Raw genomic sequence first — 26,989 nt, forward strand, 5'->3', positions numbered from 1 at the left:
TGTTCAGACGCATTTTCCCCGGTAACGGGGCTTTTTTCACTGCCGGGCAATGCTATGATGGCGGCAGTTTTTGCAAACCAACCCCCTGACACCAACGAGAAAAAGTATGTTGAAAAAACTGTTATTCCCCCTGTTGGCTGCGTTGATTTTAGCCGGCTGTGCCAGCAGCACTAATACCCTGACTATCCAGCCTAAAATTCAGTTACCACAGCAGGATCCGGGTCTGATGGGCGTCACCGTCAGCATCAACGGTGCCGATCAGCGTAGCGATCAGGCGCTGGCGAAAGTGAACCGCGATGGTCAGCTGGTCACCTTAACCCCATCTCGCGATCTGCGTTTCCTGTTACAGGAAGTGCTGGAGAAGCAGATGACCGCTCGCGGCTATATGATTGGCCCGAATGGCGCGGTGGATCTGCAAATTGTGGTTAACAACCTCTATGCCGACGTGACGCAGGGCAATGTGCGCTACAGCATCACCACCAAAGCGGACATCTCGATCATCGCCACCGCCAAAAATGGCAGCAAGCAGGTTAAAAACTACCGCCAGACCTACAGCGTAGAAGGCGCGTTCAGCGCGACGAACCAGAAAATCACCGACGCGGTCAACGCCACTATGAGCGACGTTATCGCCGATATGGCGCAGGACACCAGCGTCAACGAGTTCATCAAGCAGAACGCCCGTTAATCTCCGCTCTCCCCTGCCCGGCGCGGTGCCGGGCATTTTGTTATCTTCAGGGTCCGCATGAATCACTATCTCCGGCTCTTCAGCCAGAAAAATGCCGCCATCCTGCTGCTGCTCGGTTTTGCCTCAGGACTGCCGCTGGCACTGACATCGGGCACGTTGCAGGCGTGGATGACGGTAGACAATGTCGATCTGAAAACCATTGGTTTCTTTTCGCTGGTCGGTCAGGCTTACGTCTTTAAATTTCTCTGGTCGCCGATGATGGACCGCTATACGCCGCCGTTTCTTGGCCGGCGTCGCGGCTGGTTGCTGCTCAGTCAGCTGGCGCTGGTCGGCGCGATTGCGGCGATGGGATTCCTGCAACCGGGCCGGGATCTCAGCCTGATGGCGGCGCTGGCGGTGCTGATCGCCTTCTGCTCCGCCTCGCAGGACATCGTTTTTGACGCCTGGAAAACCGATATTCTGCCGCCTGAAGAGCGCGGCAGCGGTGCGGCGATCACCGTGCTGGGCTATCGGCTGGCGATGCTGATTTCGGGCGGGCTGGCATTGTGGCTGGCTGACCGCTATCTGGGCTGGCAGGCGACCTACTGGCTAATGGCGCTGATGATGGTGCCGGGCATCATTGCAACGCTGGCGGCGAGCGAGCCGGACACCCGCATCTCCACGCCCCATTCGCTGCGTCAGGCGGTAGTCGATCCGCTAAAAGATTTTTTTCAGCGCAACAACGCCTGGCTGCTGATTACCCTGATTATTCTCTACAAGCTGGGTGACGCCTTTGCCGCCTCGCTGACCACCACCTTTCTGATCCGTGGCGTCGGCTTCAATGCCGGCGACGTGGGGCTGGTCAACAAGACGCTGGGGTTGCTGGCGACGATTATCGGCGCGCTCTATGGCGGCGTGCTGATGCAGCGCCTGAGTCTGTTCCGGGCGCTGATGATTTTCGGCGTGCTTCAGGCGGTCTCAAACTTTGGTTACTGGCTGCTGGCGGTCACTGACAAACATCTCTGGAGCATGGCCAGCGCGGTGTTTGTCGAAAACCTCTGTGGTGGCATGGGGACCGCGGCCTTTGTGGCGCTGCTGATGACGCTGTGCAACAAATCGTTTTCCGCCACCCAGTTTGCCCTGCTCTCCGCGCTTTCGGCGGTGGGGCGGGTCTATGTCGGACCGGCCGCGGGCTGGCTGGTGGAGCTGTGGGGCTGGCCCGCCTTTTATGCCTTTACAGTGGTGGCGGGTCTGCCGGGATTGCTGCTGCTGACTTTTTGCCGACAAACGCTAAATCAGGTCGAGCAGAGTGGCAATTTTCTGGTCCGTAGCTACTATCCTCAGGGTTATCGCTGGATTACCCGTCTGTTTGCGGCGGGCTGTAGCGTACTGGCCCTGTGGCTGGTGGCGCTGGCGCTCGATGCGCTGGGTGTCACCGCGCTGGCTTCGCTGCTGACGGGTCTGTTTGAGACCGGCATGGCGCTGGCGCTGCTGGCGGTACTGGCAGGGGTGCTGCTGGACTACCGGGCGCTGAAAAAAACGCCCGCGCCGGTCGTCTCAGATTCTTAAGCGAAATCGATGAGTGAAGGGCGGCGACATATTTTTTTGCGAACGGAGTTTGTCACGCCCATTTATCATCACAGGTTATTTAAAAAAATTTTCGATGCCGCTGACAGAGGAGAAGGCGAATTACTAAAAACCGGTGAGCAATTACTTTAGTTAAATTTCATCACCAAAATGATACACAGTTGTTAAATAATTGGGAGTTAAAAGTAAGGGTTATTCCTTTCCCTGATTTTTCCCCGGTCGCTTCCATTGGTTTTTGTTATATTGGTGCCAACTGCTTGTCTGCGTTAATTATTTGTCACCTGACGCAACATCTGTGACACCCTTAGCAAAAGGTGTCAACACGGTTCTGACACATCCTTAAGCTGGTTTACACTGCATAAACCTTCCCGTAAAATGCGCGCACACTTAAACGACAATAGAGCCCTTTGTCATTGAGGTCGTTAAATGAGACTCAGTAAATACAATAAAAGTTTGGGGATTTTGTCATTAATTGCAGGCACTTTATTAATGAGTGGCTGCGATAGTGCATTGTTAAATCCCAAAGGACAGATTGCACTGGAGCAACGTTCGCTGATACTGACTGCCTTTGGCCTGATGTTGATCGTCGTGATTCCCGCAGTCCTGATGGCCGTGGTGTTTGCCTGGAAATATCGGGCGTCCAACACGAATGCGAAGTACAGCCCCAACTGGTCACACTCTAACAAAGTGGAAGCCGTGGTCTGGACCATTCCGATCCTGATCATTCTCTTCCTCAGCGTGCTGACCTGGAAATCGACCCACGCACTGGAGCCCAGCAAACCGCTGCAATCTGATGTAAAACCGGTTGAGATCGATGTGGTTGCACTGGACTGGAAATGGCTGTTCATCTACCCGGAGCAGGGTATTGCGACAGTTAACCAGATTGCCTTCCCGGCAAACACGCCAGTGAACTTCAAGATCACCTCTAACTCCGTCATGAACTCTTTCTTCATCCCAACGCTCGGCAGCCAGATTTATGCGATGGCCGGTATGCAGACCAAGCTGCATCTGATTGCGAATGAGCCGGGAACTTTCGACGGTATCTCTGCGAACTTCAGTGGTCGCGGTTTCTCTGGCATGAAGTTCAAAGCCATTGCAACCAAAGACGATGCGGAATTCCAGCAGTGGGTGGCTAAAGTTAAAGCAGCCCCTAATACGCTGACGACTATGGATGATTTCGAGAAAGTGGCGGTGCCAAGCGAAAATCACCCGGTGGAATATTTCTCTTCAGCTGATCCGAAACTGTTCATGCAAGTCATCGACAAGTTCAAGATGAGCCACGGGAAAATGGACATGCCACAGCATGAAGGTATGGACATGAGTCACGCCGCTTCCGCGGGAGCCGAGGAATAATACGATGTTCGGAAAATTAACACTGGATGCAGTGCCGTACCATGAACCGATTATCATGGTCACGGTCGCCGCTATCATCATAGGTGGTCTGGCGCTGGTTGCTGCCATTACCTATTTTGGTAAATGGCAATATCTGTGGTCTGAATGGCTGACGTCAGTCGACCACAAAAAACTGGGTATCATGTACGTCATCATGGCCTTTGTCATGCTGCTTCGCGGCTTTGCTGACGCCATCATGATGCGTACTCAACAGGTGATGGCTTCGGCCGGTGAAGCGGGCATTCTGCCACCGCACCACTACGACCAGATCTTTACCGCGCACGGCGTGATTATGATCTTCTTCGTGGCGATGCCGTTCGTGGTTGGCCTGATGAACATTGCCGTTCCGTTGCAGATTGGTGCACGCGACGTTGCGTTCCCGTTCCTGAACAACCTGAGCTTCTGGTTTACCGCGGTCGGTGTGATCCTGGTTAACCTGTCGCTGGGTGTGGGCGAGTTCGCGCAGACCGGCTGGCTGGCCTATCCGCCGCTTTCCGGCGCGGAGTACAGTCCCGGGGTCGGGGTCGATTACTGGATCTGGAGTCTCCAGCTCTCTGGTATCGGTACGACCTTAACCGGTATTAACTTCTTCGTGACCATTCTGAAGATGCGCGCACCGGGCATGAGCCTGTTTAAAATGCCGGTATTTACCTGGACCGCGCTCTGCACCAACGTCCTGATCATCGCTGCGTTCCCGGTTCTGACCGTGACCCTGGCGCTGTTGACCCTTGATCGTTATCTCGGCTTCCATTTCTTCACCAATGAAATGGGCGGGAACATGATGATGTACGTCAACCTGATCTGGGTCTGGGGCCACCCGGAAGTTTACATCCTGGTGCTGCCGGTGTTCGGTGTGTTTGCAGAAATCACCGCGACCTTCTCGAAGAAACGTCTGTTTGGTTACACCTCGCTGGTGTGGGCGACCATCGCCATTACCGTGCTGTCGTTTATCGTCTGGCTGCACCACTTCTTCACCATGGGTGCAGGTGCCAACGTTAACGCCTTCTTCGGTATCATGACGATGATCATCGCGATTCCGACCGGGGTTAAAATCTTTAACTGGCTGTTCACCATGTATCAGGGCCGCATTCAGATGCACTCTGCCATGCTGTGGACCGTTGGCTTCCTGGTAACCTTCTCCGTAGGGGGTATGACCGGCGTACTGCTGGCCGTTCCGGGCGCTGACTTTATTCTGCACAACAGCCTGTTCCTGATTGCTCACTTCCATAACGTGATTATCGGTGGTGTGGTGTTCGGTTGTATGGCGGGCGTGACCTACTGGTTCCCGAAAGCATTTGGCTTCACCCTGAATGAAACCTGGGGCAAGCGCGCGTTCTGGTTCTGGATCATTGGCTTCTTCGTCGCCTTTATGCCGCTGTACGCACTGGGCTTCATGGGTATGACCCGTCGTCTGAGCCAGGATATTGATCCACAGTTCCACTCCTTGCTGGTGGTTGCTGCGGTCGGTGCCGGTCTGATTGCCATGGGTATCCTGTGTCAGCTGACTATGTTCTACGTCTCAGTACGTGACCGCGATCAGAACCGTGATGTGACAGGTGACCCGTGGGGCGGTCGTACGCTGGAGTGGGCAACCTCTTCACCACCACCGTTCTACAACTTTGCAGTCATCCCGCACGTGCATGAGCGTGACGCTTTCTGGGAAATGAAAGAGAAAGGCGAAGCGTACAAGCAGCCGGCAACCTATGAAGAGATTCATATGCCGAAAAACAGCGGTGCCGCCATCGTCATCTGCGCCTTCGCGACGGTGATGGGTTTCGCGCTTATCTGGCACATCTGGTGGCTGGCAGGTCTCTCTTTCCTCGGCATGATCGTTACCTGGATCGTGAAGAGCTTCGACGAAGACGTGGATTACTACGTTCCGGTTGCCGAAGTTCAGAAGATTGAGAACCAGCACTTTGACGAAATCAGCAAAGCAGGTCTGAAATAATGTCAACTGAAACTCTGATTAAGCATCACCACGACGCCCATGCGGAGCATGGGCATCACGATGCAGGAGCCAATAAAGTCTTTGGCTTCTGGATCTACCTGATGAGTGACTGCATTATCTTCGCAACCCTGTTTGCGACCTATGCCGTCATGGTCAACAACACTGCCGGTGGCCCGGCAGGTAAAGATATTTTTGAACTGCCGTTTGTTCTGGTAGAAACCGCCCTGCTGCTGTTGAGCTCGATCACTTACGGCATGGCTGTTATCTCGATGAACAAGGAGCAAAAAGGTGCCGTTATCGGCTGGCTGGCGCTGACCTTCCTGTTTGGTCTGGGCTTCATCGGCATGGAAATCTATGAGTTCCATCACCTGATTGCGGAAGGCTTTGGTCCGAATCGCAGTGGCTTCCTCTCTGGCTTCTTTACGCTGGTAGGTACCCACGGTCTGCACGTGACCTCCGGTCTGATCTGGATGCTGGTTCTGATGTTCCAGGTCTCTAAACGTGGCCTGAACGCGACGAACCGCACCCGTATCATGTGTCTGAGCCTGTTCTGGCACTTCCTGGACGTGGTCTGGATTTGCGTCTTCACCGTTGTTTACCTGATGGGAGCCATGTAATGAGTCATTCTGTTAACGAACATGGCGCTTCACACGGTAGCGTGAAGTCCTACATGATCGGCTTCATCCTCTCTATCATCCTGACGGCGATCCCGTTCTGGATGGTAATGGATGGCAGTGCCTCTCACGGAACTATCCTCGGCGTTGTACTGGTCTGTGCGGTGATTCAGGTGCTGGTGCACCTGGTCTACTTCCTGCATTTAGACAGCAAATCTGAGGGTGGCTGGAACATGGTAGCCATTGTTTTCTCGGCCATCATCATCCTGATTGTCGTAGTGGGCTCACTGTGGATCATGTGGAACCTCAACTACAACATGATGCCTCACTAAAGAGTCGCGCGTAATGTTTAAGCAATACCTGCAAGTTACAAAACCAGGAATTATTTTCGGGAATTTAATTTCTGTGATCGGCGGATTTCTGTTGGCCTCGAAAGGCAACATTGATTACGCCCTGTTTCTCACCGCACTGGTTGGCGTATCACTGGTGGTTGCATCGGGTTGTGTTTTCAACAACGTGATTGACCGTGATATTGACATCAAGATGGAGAGAACCAGGAATCGGGTGCTGGTAAAAGGCCTCATCTCCGCGAAAGTAAGTCTGGTTTACGCCACTGTGTTGGGTATTGCTGGCTTTGCGTTGCTCTATTTCGGCGCTAATCCGCTGGCCATGTGGCTGGCGGTGATGGGTTTCGTGGTTTATGTGGGCGTTTACAGCCTCTACATGAAGCGTCACTCGGTTTACGGGACGCTGATTGGCAGCCTGTCGGGTGCTGCACCACCGGTTATCGGTTACTGTGCGGTCTCCAACGAGTTTGATGCTGGCGCGTTAATCCTGCTGGCGATCTTTAGCCTGTGGCAGATGCCGCATTCGTACGCGATTGCCATCTTCCGCTTTAAAGATTACCAGGCGGCGAACATCCCGGTTCTGCCGGTGGTGAAAGGCATTTCGGTGGCGAAAAATCATATTACGCTCTATATCCTGGCGTTTATGATTGCCACGCTGATGCTGACGCTGGGCGGCTACGCCGGTTACAAATACCTGGTGGTGGCCGCTGCGGTCAGCGTCTGGTGGCTGGGGATGGCGTTATCGGGTTACAAAACCGCTGATGACCGTGTCTGGGCGCGTAAGCTGTTTGTCTTCTCTATCGTGACCATCACCGCGCTGAGCGTGATGATGTCGGTAGATTCGATGGCACCGGTGTCGAAAGACCTGCTGACTTACGTCGGATAAACCTGTCCCGAAACCGATTGAAAAGGGCGCGATTTTCGCGCCCTTTCTTTTTGTTACCACTGCTTAAAAACTATTATTTTACCCGCCCTGCCCCGCCCCCTAGAATAAATGCAGCACATTAACAGAGGTTGGAATGAACGATAATAAAATGACTCCGGTGGAGCTGCGCGCCACATGGGGCCTCGGTATGGTCTTTTCCCTGCGTATGCTGGGGATGTTTATGGTCCTGCCGGTACTGACCACTTATGGCATGGCATTACAGGGCGCGAGTGAAACCTTAATTGGTCTGGCGATTGGTATCTATGGTCTTGCGCAGGCGATATTTCAGATCCCCTTTGGTCTGCTCTCCGATCGCCTGGGTCGTAAGCCATTGATCGTTGGCGGACTGCTGCTGTTTGTGCTCGGCAGTATTATCGCGGCCTGCACCGATTCTATCTGGGGCATTATTCTGGGCCGGGCGCTGCAAGGCTCAGGCGCGATTGCCGCGGCGGTGATGGCGCTGCTCTCCGATCTGACCCGTGAGCAGAACCGGACCAAAGCGATGGCGTTTATCGGCATCAGTTTTGGCGTCACTTTCGCGATTGCGATGGTGGTGGGTCCGGTGGTGACGCACGCGCTGGGCCTGCAAGCGCTGTTCTGGATGATCGCGATTCTGGCGTCGCTCGGCATTGTGATTACCCTGCTGGTGGTGCCGTCCGCCTCCCATCATGTTCTGAACCGTGAGTCGGGCATGGTGAAAGGCAGCTTCCGTAAGGTGCTGGCTAATTCACGGCTGGTGAAGCTGAACTTCGGTATTTTCTGCCTGCATATTCTGCTGATGTCGAGCTTTGTGGCGCTGCCCGGCCAGTTTGAGCAGGCCGGTTTTCCGGCACCGGAGCACTGGAAGGTTTATCTCTCTACCATGCTGATCGCCTTTGCCGGTGTGGTGCCGTTTATTATCTACGCCGAAGTGAAGCGCCGCATGAAGCGCGTCTTTGTGGGTTGCGTCGGGATGATCGTTATTGCCGAAATCGTGTTGTGGGGTGCAGAGGGTCATTTCTGGACGCTGGTACTAGGTGTCCAGCTTTTCTTCTTCGCCTTCAATCTGATGGAAGCGATTCTGCCTTCGCTGATCAGTAAAGAGTCACCCGCGGGTTATAAAGGGACGGCGATGGGGATCTACTCCACCAGTCAGTTCCTGGGCGTAGCGATTGGCGGCAGCATGGGTGGCTGGGTGTTTGGTCATTTCGATGCGCAGACCGTGTTTCTGGTAGGCGCGCTGGTGGCGGTGGCCTGGCTGTTTGTCAGCATGACGATGCGGGAACCGCCTTATGTCAGCAGCCTGCGTCTTGTACTGAGCGATGCCGCACTGGCGGTGCCGAATCTGGAGCAACGTCTGAAAGCGCAGCCTGGGGTTAATTCGGTGTTTATCGTGCCGGAAGAGAAAAGCGCTTACATCAAAATTGACAGTAAGGTGACCAGCCGCCCCGAGCTGGAAGCGCTGCTGGGGAGTTGCTAGGTTAAAACCGGTTCTGGCTGTTGGCGGTGAGATCGTGCTGGCTCAGGGAACCCGGCCAGATCGGAAAGTCGCAAAGGCCGCCATCCAGGGCACGCTCGTCCCGCGCCGTCCTGGCGCGGGACGCTTTCCTCTTCTGACCGGGTTCCCTTCGCCCTAAGCTTTGGCGTTGCGGTCAGATTCAAGCTGAACCGAGTTTGTAAGTGTCCACAAACCCAGCTACCAGCCGGTTAACCTGTTCAAATCAGTGAAAGCCAGCCCCTGTCCCACAACAAAAAACCCGGCCTTAGCCGGGTTTGCTATCACTGCATAGAAGCTGAAAACGCAGCTTAGTCGCGGAAGTTTTTAAACTGGAACGGCTGTCCCAGATTACTGCCGCGCACCAGCGCCATCACACTCTGCAAATCATCGCGCGCTTTACCGGTGACACGCAGCGCTTCGCCCTGAATCTGGGTCTGCACTTTCAGCTTGCTGTCTTTGATCAGCTTCACCAGCTTCTTCGCCACGTCGCTCTCAATGCCCTTTTTCAGTTTGGCATCCACCGCCCAGCTTTTACCGCTGTGCTCAATCTCTTCCGGCACCTCTAAGGCTCCACCCTCAATTCCGCGCTTCAGTAACTTCTCACGCAAAATATCGACCAGCTGCTTAACCTGAAAATCGGATTCACTGGTGACTTTAATGGTTTCATTCTTTTCGTTGAGCTCAAATTCGGCGCTCACGTTGCGGAAATCGAAGCGGGTAGAGACTTCACGGTTAGCATTCTCTACCGCATTGCGGATTTCCTGCATATCGACTTCTGAAACGATATCAAAAGATGGCATCTTTTCTTCTCCTGACGCTAAAGTGACATGCATAATACGCATCTACGGTGCTAAATAAAATCAGGCTGCACACATCGCTATACTGAGTGGGTGACAGTGAATAATAAATGAATAGCCCGCCAGCGGGAGGCAGTATGAAAATTACCGTGTTAGGGTGCGGTGCTTTGGGCCAGGTCTGGCTGACGGCGCTGGCGCGCCAGGGACATGAAGTACAGGGATGGCTGCGGGTGCCGCAGCCCTACTGTCTGGCGAATGTCGTCGATCCACAGGGCTCGATTGCTAACCGAACCTTTATCGCCAACGATCCACTCTTCCTGGCGGAGAGTCAGCTGTTGCTGGTTACGCTAAAAGCCCCACAGGTATCCCCGGCGGTGAAAAATCTGGAGAGCGTCCTCGCCGAAAACTGCCCGGTGCTGCTGCTGCACAACGGCATGGGCACGCTGGAGGAGCTGAAAGGGATGGCGCAGCCGCTGCTGCGCGGCGTCACCACCCATGCGGCGATGCGCGACGGCACGGTGATCAAACATGTCGCCAGCGGCATCACCCACATTGGCCCCGGTAACCGAAAAAGCGCCGCTTACAGCGATCTGGCCGATATTCTGCATCATGCCCTGCCCGATGTAGCCTGGCATGACAATATCCGCGCCGCCTGCTGGCGTAAGCTGGCGGTCAACTGCGTCATCAACCCGCTGAGCGTGGAGTATGAATGTCAGAATGGTGCCCTGCGCGCCTGGCCTGAGCAGATCGCCCGGCTGTGTGACGAAATCAGCTGGGTCATGGAGCGCGAAGGCCAGAACGTGGCCAGCGAAAGCTTGCAGGACATTATCTTCCACGTCATTGAGAGCACCGCCGCCAACACCTCTTCGATGTTGCAGGATATTCGCGCTCAGCGGCTCACCGAGATCGACTATATCAGCGGCTTTCTGTTGCGCCGCGCCCGAACCCACGGTCTGGTTCTGACGGAGAACACCCGTCTGTATGACATTGTTAAACGCAAGGAGTCCTATTATGACCGCGAACGCATCGGTGCTGGTCTGCCTGGCACATGGCAGTGAAGAGACTGAAGCCGTCACCACCATTGATCTGCTGGTACGAGCCGGGCTGAAGGTCGTCACCGCCAGCGTCGAAAGTGACGGCAGCCGGGAGATCGTCTGCTCACGCGGGGTGCGCCTGCTGGCTGACGCGCCGCTGGTGGAGGTAGCCGACCAGGATTATGCCGCCATTGTGCTGCCCGGCGGCCTGAAAGGGGCGGAAACCTTTCGCGACAGCCCGCTGCTGGTCGAAACGGTGCGCCAGTTTCATCTCAATGAGAAAATTGTCGCCGCGATCTGTGCAGCGGCGGGCACGGTCCTGATCCCGCACGATCTCTTTCCGGTCGGCAACATGACCGGCTTTCCCGGCCTAAAAGAGACCATTCCGCCTGAAAAATGGATGGAGCGTCGGGTGGTCTGGGATCCGCGCGTCAGACTGCTGACCAGTCAGGGGCCGGGTACGGCGATGGATTTTGCGCTGAAGCTGATCGACCTGCTGGTGGGAAAAGAGATGGCGCGCGACGTGGCCGCACAGCTGGTGCTGGCACCGGGCATTTACGACTATCAGGCTTAATATCGGCCAGTCAGCTCAAGCGGTCTGACTGGCCAGCCGTGTATCAGGGACGATACACCTTCACGTTCTTAAAGCCCTGCTCATGCAGATAGAGCGCCTGCAAACGGCTCATGACGCCGCGATCGCAGTAGAGCAGCCAGGTGCGGTTCTGGTCGAGATTACCAAACTGCGTGCTGAGCTTATAAAACGGCAGTGATTTCACCTCTGTCGCCTTCAGTTGCAGGGGGTTCTCCTCCTGCTCGTCGATGGCACGAATATCCAGCACAATATCGTTGTCACTCAGCGAGGCGACGGTTTCCACTTCCACCACCTCTTCTTCCGTCTGCTCGGCGATAGTACGAATATCGACGTTGGTCGCTTCCTCAACCACCCGATCCAGAATGGAAAAATCGAAATTCTGCTCTTCAGCCTCAATCTTCGCTTTAACCGCCTTCACCGTCGGGCTTTTTGAAATCACTCCACAATATTCCGGCATGGTGCTGGCAAAATCTTCGGTGCCGATTTCGCGGGCCACTTTAATGATGTGCTCTTTATCATGGGAGATTAGCGGACGCAGAATCAGCGTATCGGAAGCGTTATCGATCAGGCGCAGATTGGTCAGCGTCTGGCTCGACACCTGACCCACCGCTTCACCGGTCACCAGCGCCTGCACGCCGTAGCGCTCAGCAATCGTCGAGGCCGCGCGCACCATCATACGCTTCAGCACCACGCCCATCTGACCGTCATCCACTTTTTCCAGGATCTCGCCCACCACCGGCTCAAAATTGATCGCCACAAAGCGCACGCGGTGCGAACGACCAAAACGATTCCACAGATAGTGCGCCACCTGACGGACACCAATTTCATGGGCCGCGCCGCCGAGGTTAAAGAAGCAGTAGTGCACGCGGCTGCCGCGACGCAGCAGCATATAGCTGGAGACGCCGGAGTCAAAACCGCCAGAGATCAGCGACAGCACATCTTCCTGAGTGCCGATCGGGAAACCGCCCAGCCCTGCGTAGCGCGCCGTCACCAGCGTCAGACGGTTCTCTTCCACTTCCAGATTGACCGTCACCTCAGGATTTTTCAGCTGTACCCGCGCGCTCTCAATATGCTGATTCAGACCGCCGCCGACATAACGCTCCACATCCTGCGAACTGAAGCTATGCTTACCACGACGTTTAACACGCACGCAGAAGCTCTTTCCTTCCAGGCTGTCGCGGTACTGCGCTAACGTCTGTTCAAAGATGTGATGAATATCGGTGTACTCGCGATCTTCAACCGCTAAAACGTGATGGATCCCCGGAATGCGCGTCAGCTCATCGGGAATAATCTCCCGCAGGGCCGGGTTTTTCGAACGCACTTCAATGTGATCCCAGTGACGCACAACGGCGATCTCATCGCTGACGGTCTTCAGAACATTGCGGATATTGCTGGCAAGGATCTTAATAAAGCGCAGACGCACCGACTGACTTTTGATGGTGATTTCAGGAAATAACTTGATGATAAACTTCATGGCGACACAGCTTCGTTGGGCAAATAAGTGCTAAAACAGGCTGCACTTAGCTGGTAAAATCACAAAATTGCGGGCTGCAAGGCGCAACCGCATCCGAGGCGCGGGAGTATATCACCTTTGTCAGGTGACTGCTTCTTCAACAGCCGCCGCATTGATTATTTTGCTAATCATTTGGTCTCAGCTACCATGACCGATTGCAACATCATGTCCCAACCGTGAGTCGACACGAAATATGCCGAAAAAAGCCGAACAGCCAGCCAGCTTTGAAACGTCATTGCAGCAGCTGGAACAGATTGTCAGTCGTCTGGAAAGTGGCGAACTGCCGCTGGAAGAAGCCCTGAATGAGTTTGAACGCGGCGTGCAGCTGGCGCGCACCGGTCAGCAGACGCTACAGCAGGCTGAACAGCGGGTGCGCATTCTGCTGAATGATGACAAAGAGGGTGATCTCACCGCTTTTACGCCGGAAAATGACTAATGGATTTTATCCGTCTGCTCGACACCTATCAGCAACAGGTGAACGCCGCGCTGACCCGTTTTATCGCGCCACTTCCTTTTCAGAGTTCTCCTCTGGTTAATGCCATGCAATATGGGGCATTATTAGGCGGAAAACGCCTGCGTCCTTTTCTGGTTTATGCCACTGGCGACATGCTCCATGCCGATCCGGCAAGTCTGGATGCGCCCGCCGCGGCGGTTGAATGCATTCACGCCTACTCTCTGATTCACGACGATCTCCCTGCGATGGATGACGATGCACTGCGTCGCGGGCAGCCAACCTGTCACATTAAATATGGCGAAGACACCGCGATCCTGGCAGGCGACGCCTTGCAGACGCTGGCTTTCTCCATTCTGGCAGACGAAGTGATGCCGGGCGTCAGCGCCGAATATCGCCTGATGATGATCGCAGAACTGGCAAAAGCCAGTGGAGTCGCCGGGATGTGTGGCGGCCAGGCGCTGGATTTAGCGGCCGAAGGAAAATCGGTGGGCCTGGAGCAGCTGGAGCAGATCCATCGCCATAAAACCGGCGCGCTGATCCGCTCCGCTGTACGGCTGGGCGCGCTGGCGGCCGGTGATGCCGGGCGTGAAGCGCTGCCGCTGCTTGACCGCTATGCTAATGCTATCGGCCTCGCGTTTCAGGTTCAGGACGATATTCTGGATGTGGTGGGTGATACCGCGGTTATCGGTAAACGCCAGGGTGCCGATCAGCATCTTGGCAAAAGCACCTATCCTTCACTGTTAGGTCTGGATAATGCCCGTGCTAAAGCACGTGATTTGTATCAGGAAGCCCTTGATGCTTTAGAGATGCTCGCTGCGCACTCCTATAACACTACAGCACTACAGGCGCTGGCGAGCTTCATAATTGAACGCGACAAATAACTTCTATAATGAGTCTCTGATGAGTTTTGATATTGCTAAATACCCGACACTGGCGCTGGCTAACACGGTTCAGGAGCTGCGCGCCCTGCCGAAAGAGAAGCTGCCGGCACTGTGCGATGAACTGCGTCAGTATCTGTTAGACAGTGTCAGCCGTTCCAGCGGCCATTTCGCGTCGGGTCTGGGCGTGGTCGAACTGACGGTGGCGCTCCATTATGTCTACAACACGCCTTTTGATCATCTGGTGTGGGATGTGGGCCATCAGGCTTATCCGCATAAAATTCTGACCGGTCGCCGCGATCGCATCGGCACCATTCGGCAGAAAAATGGGGTACACCCGTTTCCGTGGCGCGGCGAAAGTGAATATGACGTACTGAGCGTCGGCCACTCGTCGACCTCCATCAGCGCCGGTCTCGGCATGGCGGCGGCGGCCGAGCGCGAAGGCCAGGGGCGTCGCACCGCCTGTATCATCGGCGATGGCGCGATCACCGCGGGCATGGCGTTTGAAGCGATGAACCATGCCGGTGATATAAAGCCAGACATGCTGGTGATCCTCAATGACAACGAGATGTCGATCTCAGAGAACGTCGGCGCGTTAAACAATCGCCTGGCGCAGATCCTGTCAGGCAAAACCTACTCACGGTTGCGTGAAGGCGGTAAGCGCGTGCTGACCGGCCTGCCACCGATTAAAGAGCTGGTGAAACGCACCGAAGAGCATCTTAAAGGGATGGTGGTGCCGGGCACACTGTTTGAAGAGCTGGGCTTTAACTATATCGGTCCGGTTGATGGTCACGACGTGCTGACGCTGGTGAACACCCTGAGCAATATGCGGAACCTGAAAGGGCCGCAGTTCCTGCACATCATGACCAAAAAGGGCAAAGGCTACGCCCCGGCAGAGGAAGATCCGATTGCCTGGCACGCCGTGCCGAAATTTGATCCGGCGATTGGTGAGCTGCCCAAAAGCGCCGAAGGTCTGCCGAGCTATTCGAAAATCTTCGGCAACTGGCTGTGCGAGATGGCAGCCGACGATCCGAAGCTGATGGCAATTACCCCGGCGATGCGTGAAGGTTCCGGGATGGTCGCTTTCTCCCGCGAATACCCGAAACAATATTTTGATGTGGCGATCGCCGAGCAGCACGCCGTCACCTTTGCCGCCGGTATGGCGATTGGTGGTTATAAGCCGATTGTGGCCATCTACTCCACCTTCCTGCAACGCGCCTACGATCAGCTGATCCATGACGTGGCGATCCAGAAACTGCCGGTGCTGTTTGCTATCGATCGCGGTGGCATTGTTGGCGCGGATGGTCAGACTCACCAGGGCGCGTTTGACCTCGCCTATCTGCGCTGCGTGCCGGATATGGTGATCATGACTCCGAGTGACGAAAATGAGTGCCGCCAGATGCTCTACACCGGCTATCACTATCAGGATGGGCCGAGCGCGGTGCGCTATCCGCGCGGCACCGGAGTCGGCGTCCCGCTGGCCCCGCTGCAAAGTCTGCCGTTAGGTAAAGCGGTGGTGAAACGTCAGGGTGAAAAGCTGGCGATTCTGAACTTCGGCACCCTGCTGCCGGAGGCGGCGGCCACCGCAGAAGCCCTCAATGCCACGCTGGTTGACATGCGCTTTGTTAAACCACTGGATGAGGCGCTGATCGCCGAGCTTGCCACCACCCATGAGTCGCTGATCACGCTGGAAGAAGGCGCGATCAAAGGCGGTGCCGGTAGCGGCGTCAATGAGTATGTGATGGCGAAACGGCTAGCTATTCCGGTGCTGAACATTGGACTGCCGGATGAGTTCATTCCGCCGGGCACTCAGGATGAAGTGCGTCATGACTATCTGCTGGACGCGGAGGGCATTCAGCAGCAGATCGCCCGCTGGCTGGCGCAGTAACCTCCCCTCTCCCTCTGCGCTCCCTCCGGGGAGCGCATGCTCTGCTTATACTCTGCTAATCCCTTAGCTAACATCGCAGGAGCGACCACCATGAAAACGATCCAACTGGGTAACACCGATTTGCAGGTTTCGCGTCTCTGTCTGGGCTGTATGACCTATGGCGAGCCGACGCGCGGCAATCACGCCTGGACGCTGCCGGAAACCAGCAGCCGTCCGCTGATCCAGCAGGCGCTGAATGCGGGTATCAACTTCTTCGACACCGCCAATAGCTACTCCGATGGCAGCAGTGAAGAGATTCTGGGCCGGGCGCTGAAAGATTTCGCCCGTCGCGAAGAGGTGGTCGTGGCCACCAAAGTCTATTTCCCGCTCAGCAACCTGTCGCAGGGGCTGTCGCGCAAAAATATCCTGCAATCGATTGATGACAGCCTGCAACGTCTCGGCATGGAGTATGTCGATCTGCTGCAAATTCACCGCTGGGATTATGAGACCCCGCTGGAGGAGACGCTGGAAGCATTGCATGATGTGGTGCAGTCGGGCAAAGCGCGCTATATCGGGGCGTCCTCCATGCACGCCAGTCAGTTCGCTCAGGCGTTACAGATGCAGTCTGAACAGGGCTGGCACCGCTTTGTCAGCATGCAGGATCAGTACAACCTGATCCAGCGTGAAGAGGAGCGCGAAATGCATCCGCTCTGTCTGCAAGAAGGGATTGCCGTGCTGCCGTGGAGCCCGCTGGCGCGCGGTAAGCTGACCCGCCCATGGGGTGAAAACACCGCGCGTTCCGCCTCTGACAAGGTGATGGCGTCGCTCTACGCCAATACCGAAGAGAATGACGCCGCTATCGCTGAGCGACTGGCGCAGGTGGCTGAAGAAAAAGGGGTTACGCGGGCGCAGGTCGCGCTGGCCTGGCTGCTGAGCAAGCCTGCGGTTACGGCACCGATTATCGGCGCGTCGCGTGCTGAACAGTTTGACGATTTAGTGAAGGCGGTTGAGGTGACGCTGAGTGATGAGGAGATCGCGCGGCTGGAAGAGGTTTATCAGCCGCACCAGCCGGTCGGATTCGAATAAGGCCAGTAAGCGATGAGGCCCGCTGCCGGGCCTCATCGCCGTCACGCGCCCCGGTGACAGCGCTTAACCCGCCAGCCAGACGCCAGCGCCGTAGAGCATCGCGGCGGCAATCACGCCAGCGATAATATCATCCACCATAATGCCCATGCCGCCATGCACATTGCGGTCAAACCAGCGGATCGGCCACGGCTTCCACATATCAAGAATACGGAACAACACAAAGCCGCCCAGCACCCACTGCCAGCTGTTGACCGGAATCGCCATCAGCGTAATCCACATGCCGATAAACTCATCCCAGACAATGCTGCCGTGATCGTGTACGCCCATATCTTTGGCGGTGCGATGGCAGAGATAGACGCCGACGCAGATCCCCACCAGCACCACCAGCGAATAGAGATCCTGTGGCAGCGAAGTCATCAGCCACCAGAACGGGATCGCCGCCAGCGATCCCATGGTGCCCGGCACAATCGGGCTTAATCCGCTGCCGAAACCGGTCGCCAGCAGATGCCAGGGATTACTCATCCGCAGGCGGCCTTTCGCCACGTCGTTATTTAGTCTCAAAGTGATCAAACCCTGTATGGCGGAAAGTGGCGGGCTTGCCATTGTCCAGCAGCGTCAGGCCTTCCGATTCCGGTGCCATCTGTCCGATGCAGGTATAAGGCACCCCCAGATGACCCAGCGCCACATCGAGCGCGCCACGATTCACCTCCGGCACGCTGAAGCAGAGTTCGTAGTCTTCTCCGCCACTCAGCGCCCAGCGCAACACCTGTTCCGGTGGGAAGTGGTCACGCAGCGCAGGCGAAAGCGGCAGGGTCTCCAGATTGAGCCGTGCGCCGCAGCCACTGGCTTTCAGCACATGGCCGAGGTCAGCGATCAGCCCATCTGAGATGTCTACCGCAGAGGAGGCGAGCGAACGCAGCGCCTGCCCCTGCAAAATGCGCGGCATCGGCCGCAGGTGACGCTTAATCAGCGCTTCATGCACCGCCGGATCGCTGATCCGGCAGTGATGCTGCAACAGCGCCAGACCCGCCGCGCTGTCGCCCAGGGTGCCGGTCACGTAGATCCAGTCGCCCGGCTTCGCGCCAGAGCGTTTCAGAGCGCGACCCTGCGGCACCAGACCGTGGATCGCCAGCGTCAGGCTCAGTGGGCCACGGGTGGTGTCGCCGCCCACCAGCTGCATATCGTAATACTCCAGCAGCTCAAACAGGCTTTCACTGAAGGCGGAGAGCCAGCTCTCATCAACCTGCGGCAGCGTCAGAGCCAGCGTCAGCCACGCAGGATCGGCGCCCATGGCGGCGAGGTCGCTGAGGTTAACGGCCAGGGCTTTATAGCCTAAATCGGCAGGATGAATATCCCGTAAGAAATGCACGCCCGCGACCAGGGTATCGGTGCTGATCGCCAGCGTCTGTTTTTCCGGCACGCTCAGCAACGCACAATCGTCACCAATGCCGAGTTCGACATCACGGCGGCTGCGCGTTCTGCGGTTGAAGTAGCGTGCGATGAGTTCAAATTCACCACAAGACATAGTTGCGTTCCGCTTAACCCTTAATGAAAAAAGGCCGGCAAGCCGGCCTTTTTGTTTATTTGCGATTGGGTCGAATCTGTGGACCGGCTTTATCCAGCACGCCGTTGACAAATTTATGGCTGTCTTCAGCGCCGAAGACTTTCGCCAGCTCAATCCCTTCGTTGATGGCCACTTTATAAGGCACATCATCGCGTTTGCTCAGCTCATACAGCGAGATGCGCAGGATCGCTTTTTCCACCTGGCCCAGCTCTTCGAGCTGACGCGACAGATAGGGCTTCATCAGTCCATCCAGATACGCACTGTTGGTCGCCACACCGGACAGCAGTTCGCGGAAATAGGTAATATCGACGTCTTTGACGTCCTGTTCCGCCAGAAACTGGTATTCCACATCGGCAATGTCGTTATTCGACAACTGCCAGGAGTAAAGCGCCTGAACAGCGCACTCACGGGCGCGACGACGAGCAGCAGGTTTCACAAAATTCCCCTTACAAAAATCAGGCTTTAATGGCTTTCAATACGTTGATCATTTCGAGCGCCGTCAGCGCCGCTTCAGCACCTTTGTTACCCGCTTTGGTGCCGGCACGCTCAATGGCCTGCTCGATGCTTTCAGTGGTCAGCACGCCAAACGCGACCGGAATATCGCTGTTCATGGCGACGCTGGCGATACCGGAGCTGGCTTCACCCGCCACATATTCGAAGTGCGCTGTGCCACCACGAATCACGGTGCCGAGTGCGATAATCGCCTCATATTTGCCGGAGTTCGCCAGTGCGCGTGCCGCCAGCGGCAGTTCATACGCGCCCGGAACCCAGACTACGGTGATATTCTCATCTTTGACCTGGCCGATACGTTTCAGGGCATCAATCGCGCCATCCAGCAGGCTGTCATTAATGAAGTTGTTAAAACGCGCGATAACGATGGCAACATTAGCCTCAGGCGTTGCAACAGCAGCTTCGATAACTTTCATACTTATCCTTTCAGGGGTTTGTTTGGCCCCGCGCAGGGGGGCGGATTCTATCATACTCTTCGGCGGCGTGCTCTCGCTTTTCCGCCCGTGTTATTGCGGCGTCAGGGTCAGGCGTAAATCGTCACCCACCTGCCGGACGTCACGGAAAACCAGAGCAGGCGCGTCAGCCAGCTTCTCCAGTCCTGGCAGTTGACAGAGACCGCGTCCGCTATCACCTAATAGTTTAGGCGCCAGATAAACGATCAGTTCATCCACCAGCCCGGCCTGCAACAGCGCACCGGCCAGCGCGGCACCCGCTTCCACCCAGACGCTGTTAATCTGTCGCTGTCCCAGTAGCATCATCATCGCCACCAGATCCAGCTGCTGCTCACGCAGCGGAACGGCGATTTGCGTCACATCGGCGGGCCAGCTCTGCTGATCCGGCTGATGGCGCATCAGCCAGGTTTCTCCCGGCTGTGCAATGAGCCGATGCTGCGGCGTGACGCGGTTCTGACTGTCGATAATCACCCGCACCGGCTGACGCAGCTGCTGCTCATCAAGCAGCGCCTGGCTCTCCGCATTCAGCTCAGACCAGCGCACCGTCAGGGAGGGATCGTCCGCCAGCACCGTGGCGCTGCTGCTGAGGATTGCGGCGCTCTGCGCCCGCAGACGCTGCACATCGCGCCGGGCGGCTGGCGAGGTAATCCACTGGCTTTCACCGCTGGCCATTGCCGTGCGGCCATCCAGTGACGCGCCGAGCTTAAGCTGAACCCACGGAAAACCGGTGCGCATCCGCTTGAGGAAGCCGCGATTCAGCGCCTCCGCCTCCGGCATCATCAGACCGTGACTGACCGCAATGCCCGCCTGATGCAGCCGGTGCAGTCCGCGCCCCGCCACCTGTGGATTAGGGTCCTGCATGGCGGCCACGACACGAGTCACACCCGCGGCGATCAGCGCGTCGCAGCAGGGCGGCGTGCGCCCATGATGGCTACAGGGCTCCAGCGTGACATAGGCGGTGGCGCCGCGCGCTTTCTCGCCCGCCATCCGCAGGGCGTGAACTTCGGCATGCGGTTCACCGGCGCGCTGATGCCAGCCCTCGCCCACGACCTCGCCGTCACGCACGATGACACAACCGACATTCGGGTTCGGCATGGTGGTAAAACGGCCGCGCCGCGCCAGTTCCAGCGCACGCGCCATATAGCGTTCATCCATGGTTTAATCCTGTAGCCGGGCGATCTCTTCGCCAAAATCACGAATATCTTCGAAGCTGCGGTAGACCGAGGCGAAGCGGATGTAGGCGACCTTATCGAGCTTTTTCAGCTCATCCATCACCAGATTGCCAATCAGTTTACTCGGGATCTCGCGTTCGCCGGTGGCGCGCAGCTGGGTTTTAATGTGGTTCACCGCACTCTCAACCGCGTCGGCGCTGACCGGACGCTTCTCAAGCGCTTTCATCATCCCGCTGGCCAGTTTGTCCTCATTAAAGGGTTCGCGCACGTCATTGCTTTTCACCACCCGTGGCATCACCAGTTCCGCCACCTCAAAGGTGGTGAAGCGTTCATGACACATCAGACACTGGCGGCGGCGTCGCACTGACGAGCCTTCACTAACCAGACGAGAATCAATCACTTTGGTATCCACAGCGGAGCAGAATGGGCAATGCATGACGTTTCCTGACGCGAGAGTGATGGGTCAGATAGTGTAACGCGAACTGCGAATCAACCAAAACTCTTCCGTGCCTTTCGCCCCGGCGGCGCGCAGCATAAACGGTGTTAAATCTCAGTGACGGCAAAAGGGTCTACGCTTATAGAGTCGCAAGACGGCATATATCCACTAACACACAGGAGAAGTTCTATGGGTCTGTTTAATTTCGTGAAAGAAGCAGGTGAAAAGTTATGGGATGCCGTGCACGGCGGTGAAGATCAAAACAAAAAAATGCAGGAGCACATCAACAAGCTCGGCCTGCCCGACAGTGACAAAGTGGATGTAAAGGTGAATGGCGATACCGTCACCGTGACAGGCGATGGCCTCTCGCAGGAGCTGAAAGAGAAGATCCTGATCGCCGCCGGTAACGTCGCGGGCATCACCAAAGTGGAAGACAAGGTCAGCGTGACAGACAGCGCGACCGAATCAGCGCTTTATACGGTGAAAAAAGGCGATACCCTGAGCGCCATCGCTAAAGAAGTTTACGGAAATGCCAACGAATACAACAAGATTTTCGAAGCGAACAAGCCAATGCTGTCGCATCCTGATAAGATCTATCCTGGCCAGGTATTACGTATTCCGAAATAACCGAGGATAACTTATGAACAGGATGGTTTGGGTGGTGCCCGTGGCGTTGTCACTGACGATGCTGAGTGGTTGCAGCACGACTGCCAGCACACCACAGGTGCGGGAACTGCATCAGGAAGTAAGTCAGCTTAATCAGCAGATGCAGCACCTGACCACTCAGGCCAGCGCGCTGGAGATTCAGGGGCAGCTGAATAGCCACTCACAGCAGGGCGCGTGGCTGATTCCTCAGGCGAATACGCCGGTTGAGCTGCAAACCCAGCCCGGCACGCTGCGCCTGACGCTCTCCCCGGTCACCGCCGAAGCCAGTGGCTCGCGGGCGACGCTGACGGTGCGCGCCATGAGCGAACAGCCGCTGCCTGCGCTGCACGCCACGGTGGTCTGGGGTCCGCTGGATCCGGCGAGCGGCAAACCGCTCAACAACGAGAGTCTGAGTCAGACTATCGCCCTGCCCGCCGCACTGTTACCTCAGCATACCCTGAGCGTCCCGCTGCGCCTTAGTGGCTTCACGCCCGATCAGCTGGGTTATGTCCGCGTTCATAACGTAACGCAGGACGCACCCGCGCCGACCGGACCGGCCACACCTTAACCGGCACGCAAAAAAAAAACGGGCAGCCGCAGGGCTGCCCGTTTTCATTCTGCTACCGCAGTTAAGGCAGGATCGACGGCTGATCCGCGCCCTCTTTCTCAACCTTCTGCACCAGCATATGTTCACGCTTCATGCCCAGCTTCAGCGCCAGCGCCGAAGAGACATAAATCGAGGAAATCGTACCGATGGTCACCCCGATCAGCATGGTCAGTGAGAAGCCTTTCAGCAACGCGCCACCAAACACAAACAGGATGAGGATCATCGCCAGCGTGGTCAGCGAGGTGATCAGGGTACGGCTTAACGTCTGGGTCAGTGACACGTTGGTAATATCGTAAGAGCTGCCGCGACGGATCTTGCGGAAGTTTTCACGAATACGGTCAGAAACCACAATTTTATCGTTAAGCGAGTAACCAATCACTGACATCAGCGAGGCGACAATCGTCAGGTCAATCTCGATGCGGAACAGCGCCAGCAGGCCGCAGGTGATGATTACGTCATGCGCCAGCGCCAGCACGGTACCCAGCGCCAGACGCCACTCAAAGCGGAAACCGATGTAGATCAGAATCGCAATCAGCGCAGACAACAGCGCCATCGCCCCCGCCTGCGCCAGGTCGCTGCCCACGCTCGGGCCAACGAACTCAATGCGCTTCACGGTCGCGTTTTGCTGGGTGGTCTGGTTAACCACCGACACTACTTTATTGCCTAACTCGGTGCCCGCCGGGCCGCTGACCGGTGCCATACGCACCATCACGTCACGGCTGCTGCCGAAGTTCTGCACCAGCGGCTCGTCAAAGCCCGCTTTCACCAGATCGCCGCGCAGGACTTCGAGATCGGCAGGTTTTTCCAGAGCGATCTCAATCACCGTCCCGCCGGTGAAGTCGAGGCCCCAGTTGAAGCCACGCACGCCAACAATGGCGATGGCGGCGACAATCAGCAGTCCCGAAATGATGAAGGCCAGTTTATCCCAGCGCATAAAGTCGACGACTTTACGCCCGTGGTTCAACTGCTCAATGTTATATTCCTGTGCCACAACGCACTCCTCAGATAGACAGCTTGTTGATGCGTTTGCCACCGTAAACCAGGTTAACAATGGCACGGGTACCGACGATCGCGGTGAACATTGAGGTCGCGATACCGATAGCGGTGGTAATCGCAAAGCCTTTGATCGAACCGGTGCCGACCGCATAAAGAATGATAACTTTGATCAGGGTGGTCACGTTCGCATCGACAATACTGGAGAAGGCGCCTTTATAGCCCTCATGAATTGCCTGCTGAACCGAGCGCCCGTTACGCAGCTCTTCTTTAATACGTTCGTTAATCAGTACGTTGGCATCAACGGCTACCGCCAGGGTTAACACGATACCGGCGATACCTGGCATGGTCAGCGTCGCGCCCGGCAGCAGGGACATGACACCGACAATCAGCACCAGGTTTACCAGCAGCGCACTGGTCGCGATCAGGCCGAACTTCTTATAGAAGATCACCATAAACAGGATCGAGGCGAGCAGACCCCACAGGCAGGCTTCCAGACCCTGGGTAATGTTCTGCTGACCCATGGTCGGCCCGATAGTACGCTCTTCCACAATCTGGATCGGCGCAATCAACGCACCGGCACGCAGCAGCAGCGAGAGCTGACGCGCTTCGTTCGGGTTGCTGATACCGGTAATGCGGAAGCTGTTCCCGAGGCGAGACTGGATATTGGCAACGTTAATCACCTCTTCCTGCTTCACCAGAATCGAACGGCCGTTGGCATCTTTCTTACCGCTGTCTTTGTACTCCACAAACAGGGTCGCCATCGGCTTGCCGATGTTGTCCTTGGTGAAGTTCGACATGATGTTACCGCCCGCGCCATCCAGTGAAATATTCACCTGTGGCTGGTTGTACTCATCCATGCTGGAGGTCGAGTCAGTGATATGGTCACCGGTCAGGATCACCCGCTTGTAAAGCACCACCGGCTGGCCATCACGCATATCTTTGACTTCGGAGTCACCCGGCACCCGACCACTGGCCGCAGCCGTTGGATCGACACTGGTATTCACCAGACGGAACTCCAGCGTGGCGGTTGCGCCCAGAATCTCTTTAGCACGCGCGGTATCCTGAATACCCGGCAGCTCCACCACGATACGGTCAGAACCCTGACGCTGAACCAGCGGTTCAGCCACGCCAAGCTGGTTCACACGGTTACGCAGAATCGTAATGTTCTGCTGAACCGCATATTCACGCGCTTCGCTGAGACGGGCATCGCTCATGGTGGCACGCAGCGCATCGCTGCCGCTGCTGTTGATCACCAGATCCTGATGACGTGAACTCAGCCAGGAGATAGCCGCATCGCGGCTGGCGGCGTCACGGAAACGAATCTCCACGCCGTAGTTCGCGATTTTGTTGACGTTGGTATAGGGGATATTTTTGCTGCGCAGGTCGCTACGCAGTGCGTCAGCATTCTGCTCCTGCAATTTGCTCAGCGCGGTGTCCATGTCCACTTCCATCAGGAAGTGCACACCGCCACGCAGATCAAGACCGAGCTTCATCGGCTCGGCTGACAGCATACTCAGCCAGCGCGGCGTGGCTGGCGCGAGGTTAAGCGCCACAACGTAGTTTTCACCCAGCGCTTTCATGATCGCTTCACGGGCGCGTAACTGCACATCCGTGTTGCTGAAGCGTGCGGTAATTGCACCATTTTCCAGCGCGACTGATTTGCTCTGGATATTATCTTGTTTTAAGGCGGACTGAATTTGATCCAACGTCTGCTCACTGGCGGCGCTTCCGCGCGCGCCAGTGATTTGAACGGCCGGATCCTCACCATACAGGTTGGGAAGCGCATAGAGCAGGCCGACGATAATCACGACGACCAGCATCACGTACTTCCACAAAGGATAACGATTTAACACGGCAGTTCCCTTAGGGGAGAAAGAATTACAGCGCTTTCATTGTGCCTTTAGGCAGAACGGCAGCGACGAAATCACGTTTAATGACCACTTCATTGGTCTCGTTCAGTTCGATAGAGACGTAGCCCGTATCAGACACTTTCGTTACGCGACCCACCAGGCCACCGCTGGTCAGCACTTCATCGCCCTTAGAGATAGAATCCATCAATCTCTTGTGCTCTTTCGCACGTTTCTGCTGCGGACGCAGGATCATGAAATAGAAAATCAGACCAAACACCACCAGCATGATCACCAGAGAATACGGACTTCCCTGAGACGGTGCGCCTGCTGCGGCCACGGCGTCAGAAATGAAAAAGCTCATTAAATTTCCCTCATTGATGAATTATCAGACGTTAAAGGCGGAACTTCTTTGCCCGTCCGTTGGTAGAACTCGTTTACAAAGCGCTCTAATTTACCCTCTTCGATGGCCTGGCGTAAACCTGCCATCAGACGCTGGTAGTAGCGCAGATTGTGGATGGTATTCAGACGCGCGCCCAGTATTTCGTTACAGCGGTCGAGATGATACAAGTAGGCGCGGCTATAATTGCGACAGGTGTAACAATCACACTCCGCATCCAGCGGCGCGGTATCATCTTTATATCGGGCGTTGCGGATTTTAACCACGCCTTCAGTGACAAACAGATGGCCATTACGCGCATTGCGGGTCGGCATCACACAATCGAACATATCGACACCGCGACGGACGCCCTCGACCAGATCTTCCGGCTTGCCAACCCCCATCAGATAACGCGGTTTATCCTGCGGCAGCTGCGGACAGACGTGCTCCAGAATACGGTGCATATCCTGCTTAGGCTCACCCACCGCCAGGCCGCCCACAGCGTACCCATCAAAGCCAATCTCTACCAGACCTTTCACCGAGACATCTCGTAAATCTTCGTAAACCGAGCCCTGGATAATGCCAAACAGCGCATTTTTGTTGCCCAGGCTGTCAAAACGGTCACGGCTGCGTTTCGCCCAGCGCAGCGACATCTCCATTGAGCGTTTGGCGTAGTCCCAGTCAGCCGGATAGGGGGTACACTCATCGAAAATCATCACGATGTCGGAGCCGAGGTCATACTGAATCTCCATCGACTTTTCAGGGTCGAGGAAAATCGGGTCGCCATTGATCGGGTTGCGGAAGTGCACGCCCGCTTCGGTGATCTTACGGATGTCACCGAGGCTGAAGACCTGGAAACCGCCGGAGTCGGTCAGGATCGGCCCTTTCCACTGCATGAAGTCATGCAGATCGCCATGCAGTTTCATGATCTCCTGACCCGGACGCAGCCAGAGATGGAAGGTGTTGCCCAGAATGATCTGCGCGCCGGTCTCCTGCACCTCTTCCGGCGTCATCCCTTTGACGGTGCCGTAGGTCCCGACCGGCATAAAGGCCGGAGTCTCCACCACGCCGCGATCAAAAATCAGACGGCCACGGCGTGCGCGCCCGTCAGTGGTATCAAGTTCAAATTTCACAAAGCCTCCATCGGAGAAACAGTCCGATGTATATAACCTTCTCGCGCTTCAGGCGATTCCGGTCGTCAGTTAA

The 26,989-nt window shown here is 56.2% G+C and carries 28 protein-coding genes; 16 read left to right on the forward strand and 12 right to left on the reverse strand.

What is annotated here, in order from left to right; all coding sequences use genetic code 11:
* The first annotated feature begins 106 nt into the window (after positions 1-106).
* The 8 genes from ACCW71_RS10390 (at position 107) to ACCW71_RS10425 (ending at position 8,936) form a co-directional block, all read left to right on the forward strand.
* Positions 107-685: a lipoprotein gene (locus tag ACCW71_RS10390; protein WP_436371109.1), complete on the forward strand. Its 579-nt coding sequence runs from the start codon at positions 107-109 to the stop codon at positions 683-685.
* A 57-nt stretch (positions 686-742) separates the two neighbouring features.
* Positions 743-2,233: a muropeptide MFS transporter AmpG gene (gene ampG / locus ACCW71_RS10395; protein WP_436371110.1), complete on the forward strand. Its 1,491-nt coding sequence runs from the start codon at positions 743-745 to the stop codon at positions 2,231-2,233.
* 444 nt (positions 2,234-2,677) lie between these two features.
* Positions 2,678-3,604: a cytochrome o ubiquinol oxidase subunit II gene (gene cyoA, locus ACCW71_RS10400; protein WP_179896785.1), complete on the forward strand. Its 927-nt coding sequence runs from the start codon at positions 2,678-2,680 to the stop codon at positions 3,602-3,604.
* Between the two features lie 4 nt (positions 3,605-3,608).
* The gene (cyoB, locus tag ACCW71_RS10405; protein WP_436371111.1) at positions 3,609-5,591 is read left to right on the forward strand and encodes a cytochrome o ubiquinol oxidase subunit I; all 1,983 of its coding nucleotides are present in this window, start codon (positions 3,609-3,611) and stop codon (positions 5,589-5,591) included.
* A complete protein-coding gene (locus ACCW71_RS10410; protein WP_136196569.1) occupies positions 5,591-6,208 on the forward strand; it encodes a cytochrome o ubiquinol oxidase subunit III in 618 nt (205 codons plus the stop codon). Before cyoB ends, ACCW71_RS10410 begins: the two co-directional genes overlap by 1 nt.
* The gene (locus tag ACCW71_RS10415) at positions 6,208-6,537 is read left to right on the forward strand and encodes a cytochrome o ubiquinol oxidase subunit IV (RefSeq protein WP_008924889.1); all 330 of its coding nucleotides are present in this window, start codon (positions 6,208-6,210) and stop codon (positions 6,535-6,537) included. The genes ACCW71_RS10410 and ACCW71_RS10415 overlap by 1 nt, the downstream gene beginning before the upstream one ends.
* A 13-nt stretch (positions 6,538-6,550) precedes the next feature.
* Positions 6,551-7,438: a heme o synthase gene (gene cyoE, locus ACCW71_RS10420; protein WP_436371112.1), complete on the forward strand. Its 888-nt coding sequence runs from the start codon at positions 6,551-6,553 to the stop codon at positions 7,436-7,438.
* 133 nt (positions 7,439-7,571) lie between these two features.
* A complete protein-coding gene (locus tag ACCW71_RS10425; protein WP_436371113.1) occupies positions 7,572-8,936 on the forward strand; it encodes an MFS transporter in 1,365 nt (454 codons plus the stop codon).
* A gap of 326 nt (positions 8,937-9,262) precedes the next feature.
* Here the strand turns inward: ACCW71_RS10425 and ACCW71_RS10430 are convergent, their stop codons facing one another.
* Positions 9,263-9,754, reverse strand: a complete 492-nt coding sequence (locus ACCW71_RS10430; protein ID WP_436371114.1) for a YajQ family cyclic di-GMP-binding protein — start codon at positions 9,752-9,754, stop codon at positions 9,263-9,265.
* A 134-nt stretch (positions 9,755-9,888) separates the two neighbouring features.
* On the opposite strand from ACCW71_RS10430, the gene panE reads away from it, so the two are divergent.
* Positions 9,889-10,809 (forward strand): 2-dehydropantoate 2-reductase, encoded by a 921-nt coding sequence (gene panE, locus ACCW71_RS10435; RefSeq protein WP_436371115.1) that lies wholly within the window; start codon positions 9,889-9,891, stop codon positions 10,807-10,809.
* A complete protein-coding gene (yajL, locus tag ACCW71_RS10440; protein ID WP_436371116.1) occupies positions 10,763-11,359 on the forward strand; it encodes a protein deglycase YajL in 597 nt (198 codons plus the stop codon). Before panE ends, yajL begins: the two co-directional genes overlap by 47 nt.
* A 43-nt stretch (positions 11,360-11,402) precedes the next feature.
* On the opposite strand, the gene thiI is transcribed toward yajL, so the two are convergent.
* The gene (thiI, locus tag ACCW71_RS10445) at positions 11,403-12,851 is read right to left on the reverse strand and encodes a tRNA uracil 4-sulfurtransferase ThiI (RefSeq protein WP_436371117.1); all 1,449 of its coding nucleotides are present in this window, start codon (positions 12,849-12,851) and stop codon (positions 11,403-11,405) included.
* 232 nt (positions 12,852-13,083) lie between these two features.
* Here thiI and xseB point away from each other — a divergent pair, with 232 nt between their 5' ends.
* The 4 genes from xseB to ACCW71_RS10465 all read left to right on the forward strand — a co-directional run bounded on the left by xseB (position 13,084) and on the right by ACCW71_RS10465 (position 17,175).
* Positions 13,084-13,326, forward strand: a complete 243-nt coding sequence (gene xseB / locus ACCW71_RS10450) for an exodeoxyribonuclease VII small subunit (protein ID WP_436371118.1) — start codon at positions 13,084-13,086, stop codon at positions 13,324-13,326.
* Positions 13,326-14,225, forward strand: a complete 900-nt coding sequence (gene ispA, locus ACCW71_RS10455; RefSeq protein WP_436371119.1) for a (2E,6E)-farnesyl diphosphate synthase — start codon at positions 13,326-13,328, stop codon at positions 14,223-14,225. Before xseB ends, ispA begins: the two co-directional genes overlap by 1 nt.
* Positions 14,226-14,244: 19 nt before the next feature.
* A complete protein-coding gene (gene dxs, locus ACCW71_RS10460; protein WP_436371120.1) occupies positions 14,245-16,110 on the forward strand; it encodes a 1-deoxy-D-xylulose-5-phosphate synthase in 1,866 nt (621 codons plus the stop codon).
* Between the two features lie 90 nt (positions 16,111-16,200).
* Complete coding sequence (locus ACCW71_RS10465; protein ID WP_436371121.1) at positions 16,201-17,175, forward strand: aldo/keto reductase; 975 nt, start codon at positions 16,201-16,203, stop codon at positions 17,173-17,175.
* Between the two features lie 63 nt (positions 17,176-17,238).
* Here ACCW71_RS10465 and pgpA read toward each other — a convergent pair whose 3' ends face one another.
* From pgpA to nrdR, 6 genes are all read right to left on the reverse strand, one after another.
* Positions 17,239-17,778 (reverse strand): phosphatidylglycerophosphatase A, encoded by a 540-nt coding sequence (gene pgpA, locus ACCW71_RS10470; protein ID WP_436371122.1) that lies wholly within the window; start codon positions 17,776-17,778, stop codon positions 17,239-17,241.
* On the reverse strand, positions 17,723-18,700 hold the full coding sequence (gene thiL, locus ACCW71_RS10475; protein ID WP_436371123.1) for a thiamine-phosphate kinase: 978 nt from the start codon (positions 18,698-18,700) through the stop codon (positions 17,723-17,725). The genes pgpA and thiL overlap by 56 nt, the downstream gene beginning before the upstream one ends.
* A 55-nt stretch (positions 18,701-18,755) precedes the next feature.
* The gene (gene nusB, locus ACCW71_RS10480) at positions 18,756-19,175 is read right to left on the reverse strand and encodes a transcription antitermination factor NusB (RefSeq protein ID WP_013356976.1); all 420 of its coding nucleotides are present in this window, start codon (positions 19,173-19,175) and stop codon (positions 18,756-18,758) included.
* Positions 19,176-19,194: 19 nt separating this feature from the next.
* Positions 19,195-19,665, reverse strand: coding sequence for a 6,7-dimethyl-8-ribityllumazine synthase (gene ribH / locus ACCW71_RS10485; protein ID WP_436371124.1), 471 nt, complete (start codon positions 19,663-19,665; stop codon positions 19,195-19,197).
* 90 nt (positions 19,666-19,755) lie between these two features.
* On the reverse strand, positions 19,756-20,856 hold the full coding sequence (gene ribD, locus ACCW71_RS10490; protein WP_436371125.1) for a bifunctional diaminohydroxyphosphoribosylaminopyrimidine deaminase/5-amino-6-(5-phosphoribosylamino)uracil reductase RibD: 1,101 nt from the start codon (positions 20,854-20,856) through the stop codon (positions 19,756-19,758).
* A 3-nt stretch (positions 20,857-20,859) separates the two neighbouring features.
* On the reverse strand, positions 20,860-21,309 hold the full coding sequence (gene nrdR, locus ACCW71_RS10495) for a transcriptional regulator NrdR (RefSeq protein WP_436371126.1): 450 nt from the start codon (positions 21,307-21,309) through the stop codon (positions 20,860-20,862).
* Between the two features lie 189 nt (positions 21,310-21,498).
* Between nrdR and lysM the strand changes: the two genes are divergently transcribed.
* Both lysM and ACCW71_RS10505 read left to right on the forward strand, forming a co-directional pair.
* Positions 21,499-21,936, forward strand: a complete 438-nt coding sequence (gene lysM, locus ACCW71_RS10500) for a peptidoglycan-binding protein LysM (RefSeq protein WP_436371127.1) — start codon at positions 21,499-21,501, stop codon at positions 21,934-21,936.
* A 13-nt stretch (positions 21,937-21,949) separates the two neighbouring features.
* Positions 21,950-22,522, forward strand: a complete 573-nt coding sequence (locus tag ACCW71_RS10505; protein WP_436371128.1) for a DUF3251 domain-containing protein — start codon at positions 21,950-21,952, stop codon at positions 22,520-22,522.
* Between the two features lie 61 nt (positions 22,523-22,583).
* Here ACCW71_RS10505 and secF read toward each other — a convergent pair whose 3' ends face one another.
* Genes secF through tgt form a run of 4 tightly spaced genes read right to left on the reverse strand, consistent with a single transcriptional unit; the run spans position 22,584 to position 26,916 of the window.
* Positions 22,584-23,552 (reverse strand): protein translocase subunit SecF, encoded by a 969-nt coding sequence (gene secF, locus ACCW71_RS10510; RefSeq protein ID WP_436371129.1) that lies wholly within the window; start codon positions 23,550-23,552, stop codon positions 22,584-22,586.
* A gap of 10 nt (positions 23,553-23,562) precedes the next feature.
* Entirely contained in the window at positions 23,563-25,410 is a 1,848-nt protein-coding gene (gene secD / locus ACCW71_RS10515) for a protein translocase subunit SecD (RefSeq protein WP_436371130.1), read from the reverse strand.
* Positions 25,411-25,435: 25 nt separating this feature from the next.
* Complete coding sequence (gene yajC, locus ACCW71_RS10520) at positions 25,436-25,768, reverse strand: preprotein translocase subunit YajC (RefSeq protein WP_436371131.1); 333 nt, start codon at positions 25,766-25,768, stop codon at positions 25,436-25,438.
* Positions 25,768-26,916 carry a tRNA guanosine(34) transglycosylase Tgt gene (gene tgt, locus ACCW71_RS10525; protein ID WP_436371132.1) on the reverse strand — a complete coding sequence of 383 codons (1,149 nt, stop codon included), beginning with the start codon at positions 26,914-26,916 and terminating at the stop codon, positions 25,768-25,770. Before tgt ends, yajC begins: the two co-directional genes overlap by 1 nt.
* Positions 26,917-26,989 lie beyond the last annotated feature (73 nt).

It is taken from the genome of Pantoea sp. C2G6, assembly GCF_051336815.1.
In the GTDB taxonomy this organism is placed as follows: Bacteria; Pseudomonadota; Gammaproteobacteria; order Enterobacterales; family Enterobacteriaceae; genus Pantoea.

Bases quoted from the DNA above. Each gene is read 5' to 3' on its own strand.
- pgpA (WP_436371122.1), bottom strand. From the start codon at position 17,778: ATGGCAAGCCCGCCACTTTCCGCCATACAGGGTTTGATCACTTTGAGA.
- ribD (WP_436371125.1), bottom strand. From the start codon at position 20,856: ATGGATGAACGCTATATGGCGCGTGCGCTGGAACTGGCGCGGCGCGGC.
- lysM (WP_436371127.1), top strand. From the start codon at position 21,499: ATGGGTCTGTTTAATTTCGTGAAAGAAGCAGGTGAAAAGTTATGGGAT.
- ACCW71_RS10390 (WP_436371109.1), top strand. From the start codon at position 107: ATGTTGAAAAAACTGTTATTCCCCCTGTTGGCTGCGTTGATTTTAGCC.
- ribH (WP_436371124.1), bottom strand. From the start codon at position 19,665: ATGAAAGTTATCGAAGCTGCTGTTGCAACGCCTGAGGCTAATGTTGCC.
- ACCW71_RS10505 (WP_436371128.1), top strand. From the start codon at position 21,950: ATGAACAGGATGGTTTGGGTGGTGCCCGTGGCGTTGTCACTGACGATG.
- thiL (WP_436371123.1), bottom strand. From the start codon at position 18,700: ATGTCTTGTGGTGAATTTGAACTCATCGCACGCTACTTCAACCGCAGA.
- ACCW71_RS10430 (WP_436371114.1), bottom strand. From the start codon at position 9,754: ATGCCATCTTTTGATATCGTTTCAGAAGTCGATATGCAGGAAATCCGC.
- xseB (WP_436371118.1), top strand. From the start codon at position 13,084: ATGCCGAAAAAAGCCGAACAGCCAGCCAGCTTTGAAACGTCATTGCAG.
- panE (WP_436371115.1), top strand. From the start codon at position 9,889: ATGAAAATTACCGTGTTAGGGTGCGGTGCTTTGGGCCAGGTCTGGCTG.
- cyoA (WP_179896785.1), top strand. From the start codon at position 2,678: ATGAGACTCAGTAAATACAATAAAAGTTTGGGGATTTTGTCATTAATT.
- nrdR (WP_436371126.1), bottom strand. From the start codon at position 21,309: ATGCATTGCCCATTCTGCTCCGCTGTGGATACCAAAGTGATTGATTCT.
- yajL (WP_436371116.1), top strand. From the start codon at position 10,763: ATGACCGCGAACGCATCGGTGCTGGTCTGCCTGGCACATGGCAGTGAA.
- cyoB (WP_436371111.1), top strand. From the start codon at position 3,609: ATGTTCGGAAAATTAACACTGGATGCAGTGCCGTACCATGAACCGATT.
- ampG (WP_436371110.1), top strand. From the start codon at position 743: ATGAATCACTATCTCCGGCTCTTCAGCCAGAAAAATGCCGCCATCCTG.
- ACCW71_RS10415 (WP_008924889.1), top strand. From the start codon at position 6,208: ATGAGTCATTCTGTTAACGAACATGGCGCTTCACACGGTAGCGTGAAG.
- ACCW71_RS10410 (WP_136196569.1), top strand. From the start codon at position 5,591: ATGTCAACTGAAACTCTGATTAAGCATCACCACGACGCCCATGCGGAG.
- ACCW71_RS10425 (WP_436371113.1), top strand. From the start codon at position 7,572: ATGAACGATAATAAAATGACTCCGGTGGAGCTGCGCGCCACATGGGGC.
- ispA (WP_436371119.1), top strand. From the start codon at position 13,326: ATGGATTTTATCCGTCTGCTCGACACCTATCAGCAACAGGTGAACGCC.
- cyoE (WP_436371112.1), top strand. From the start codon at position 6,551: ATGTTTAAGCAATACCTGCAAGTTACAAAACCAGGAATTATTTTCGGG.
- thiI (WP_436371117.1), bottom strand. From the start codon at position 12,851: ATGAAGTTTATCATCAAGTTATTTCCTGAAATCACCATCAAAAGTCAG.
- yajC (WP_436371131.1), bottom strand. From the start codon at position 25,768: ATGAGCTTTTTCATTTCTGACGCCGTGGCCGCAGCAGGCGCACCGTCT.
- dxs (WP_436371120.1), top strand. From the start codon at position 14,245: ATGAGTTTTGATATTGCTAAATACCCGACACTGGCGCTGGCTAACACG.
- ACCW71_RS10465 (WP_436371121.1), top strand. From the start codon at position 16,201: ATGAAAACGATCCAACTGGGTAACACCGATTTGCAGGTTTCGCGTCTC.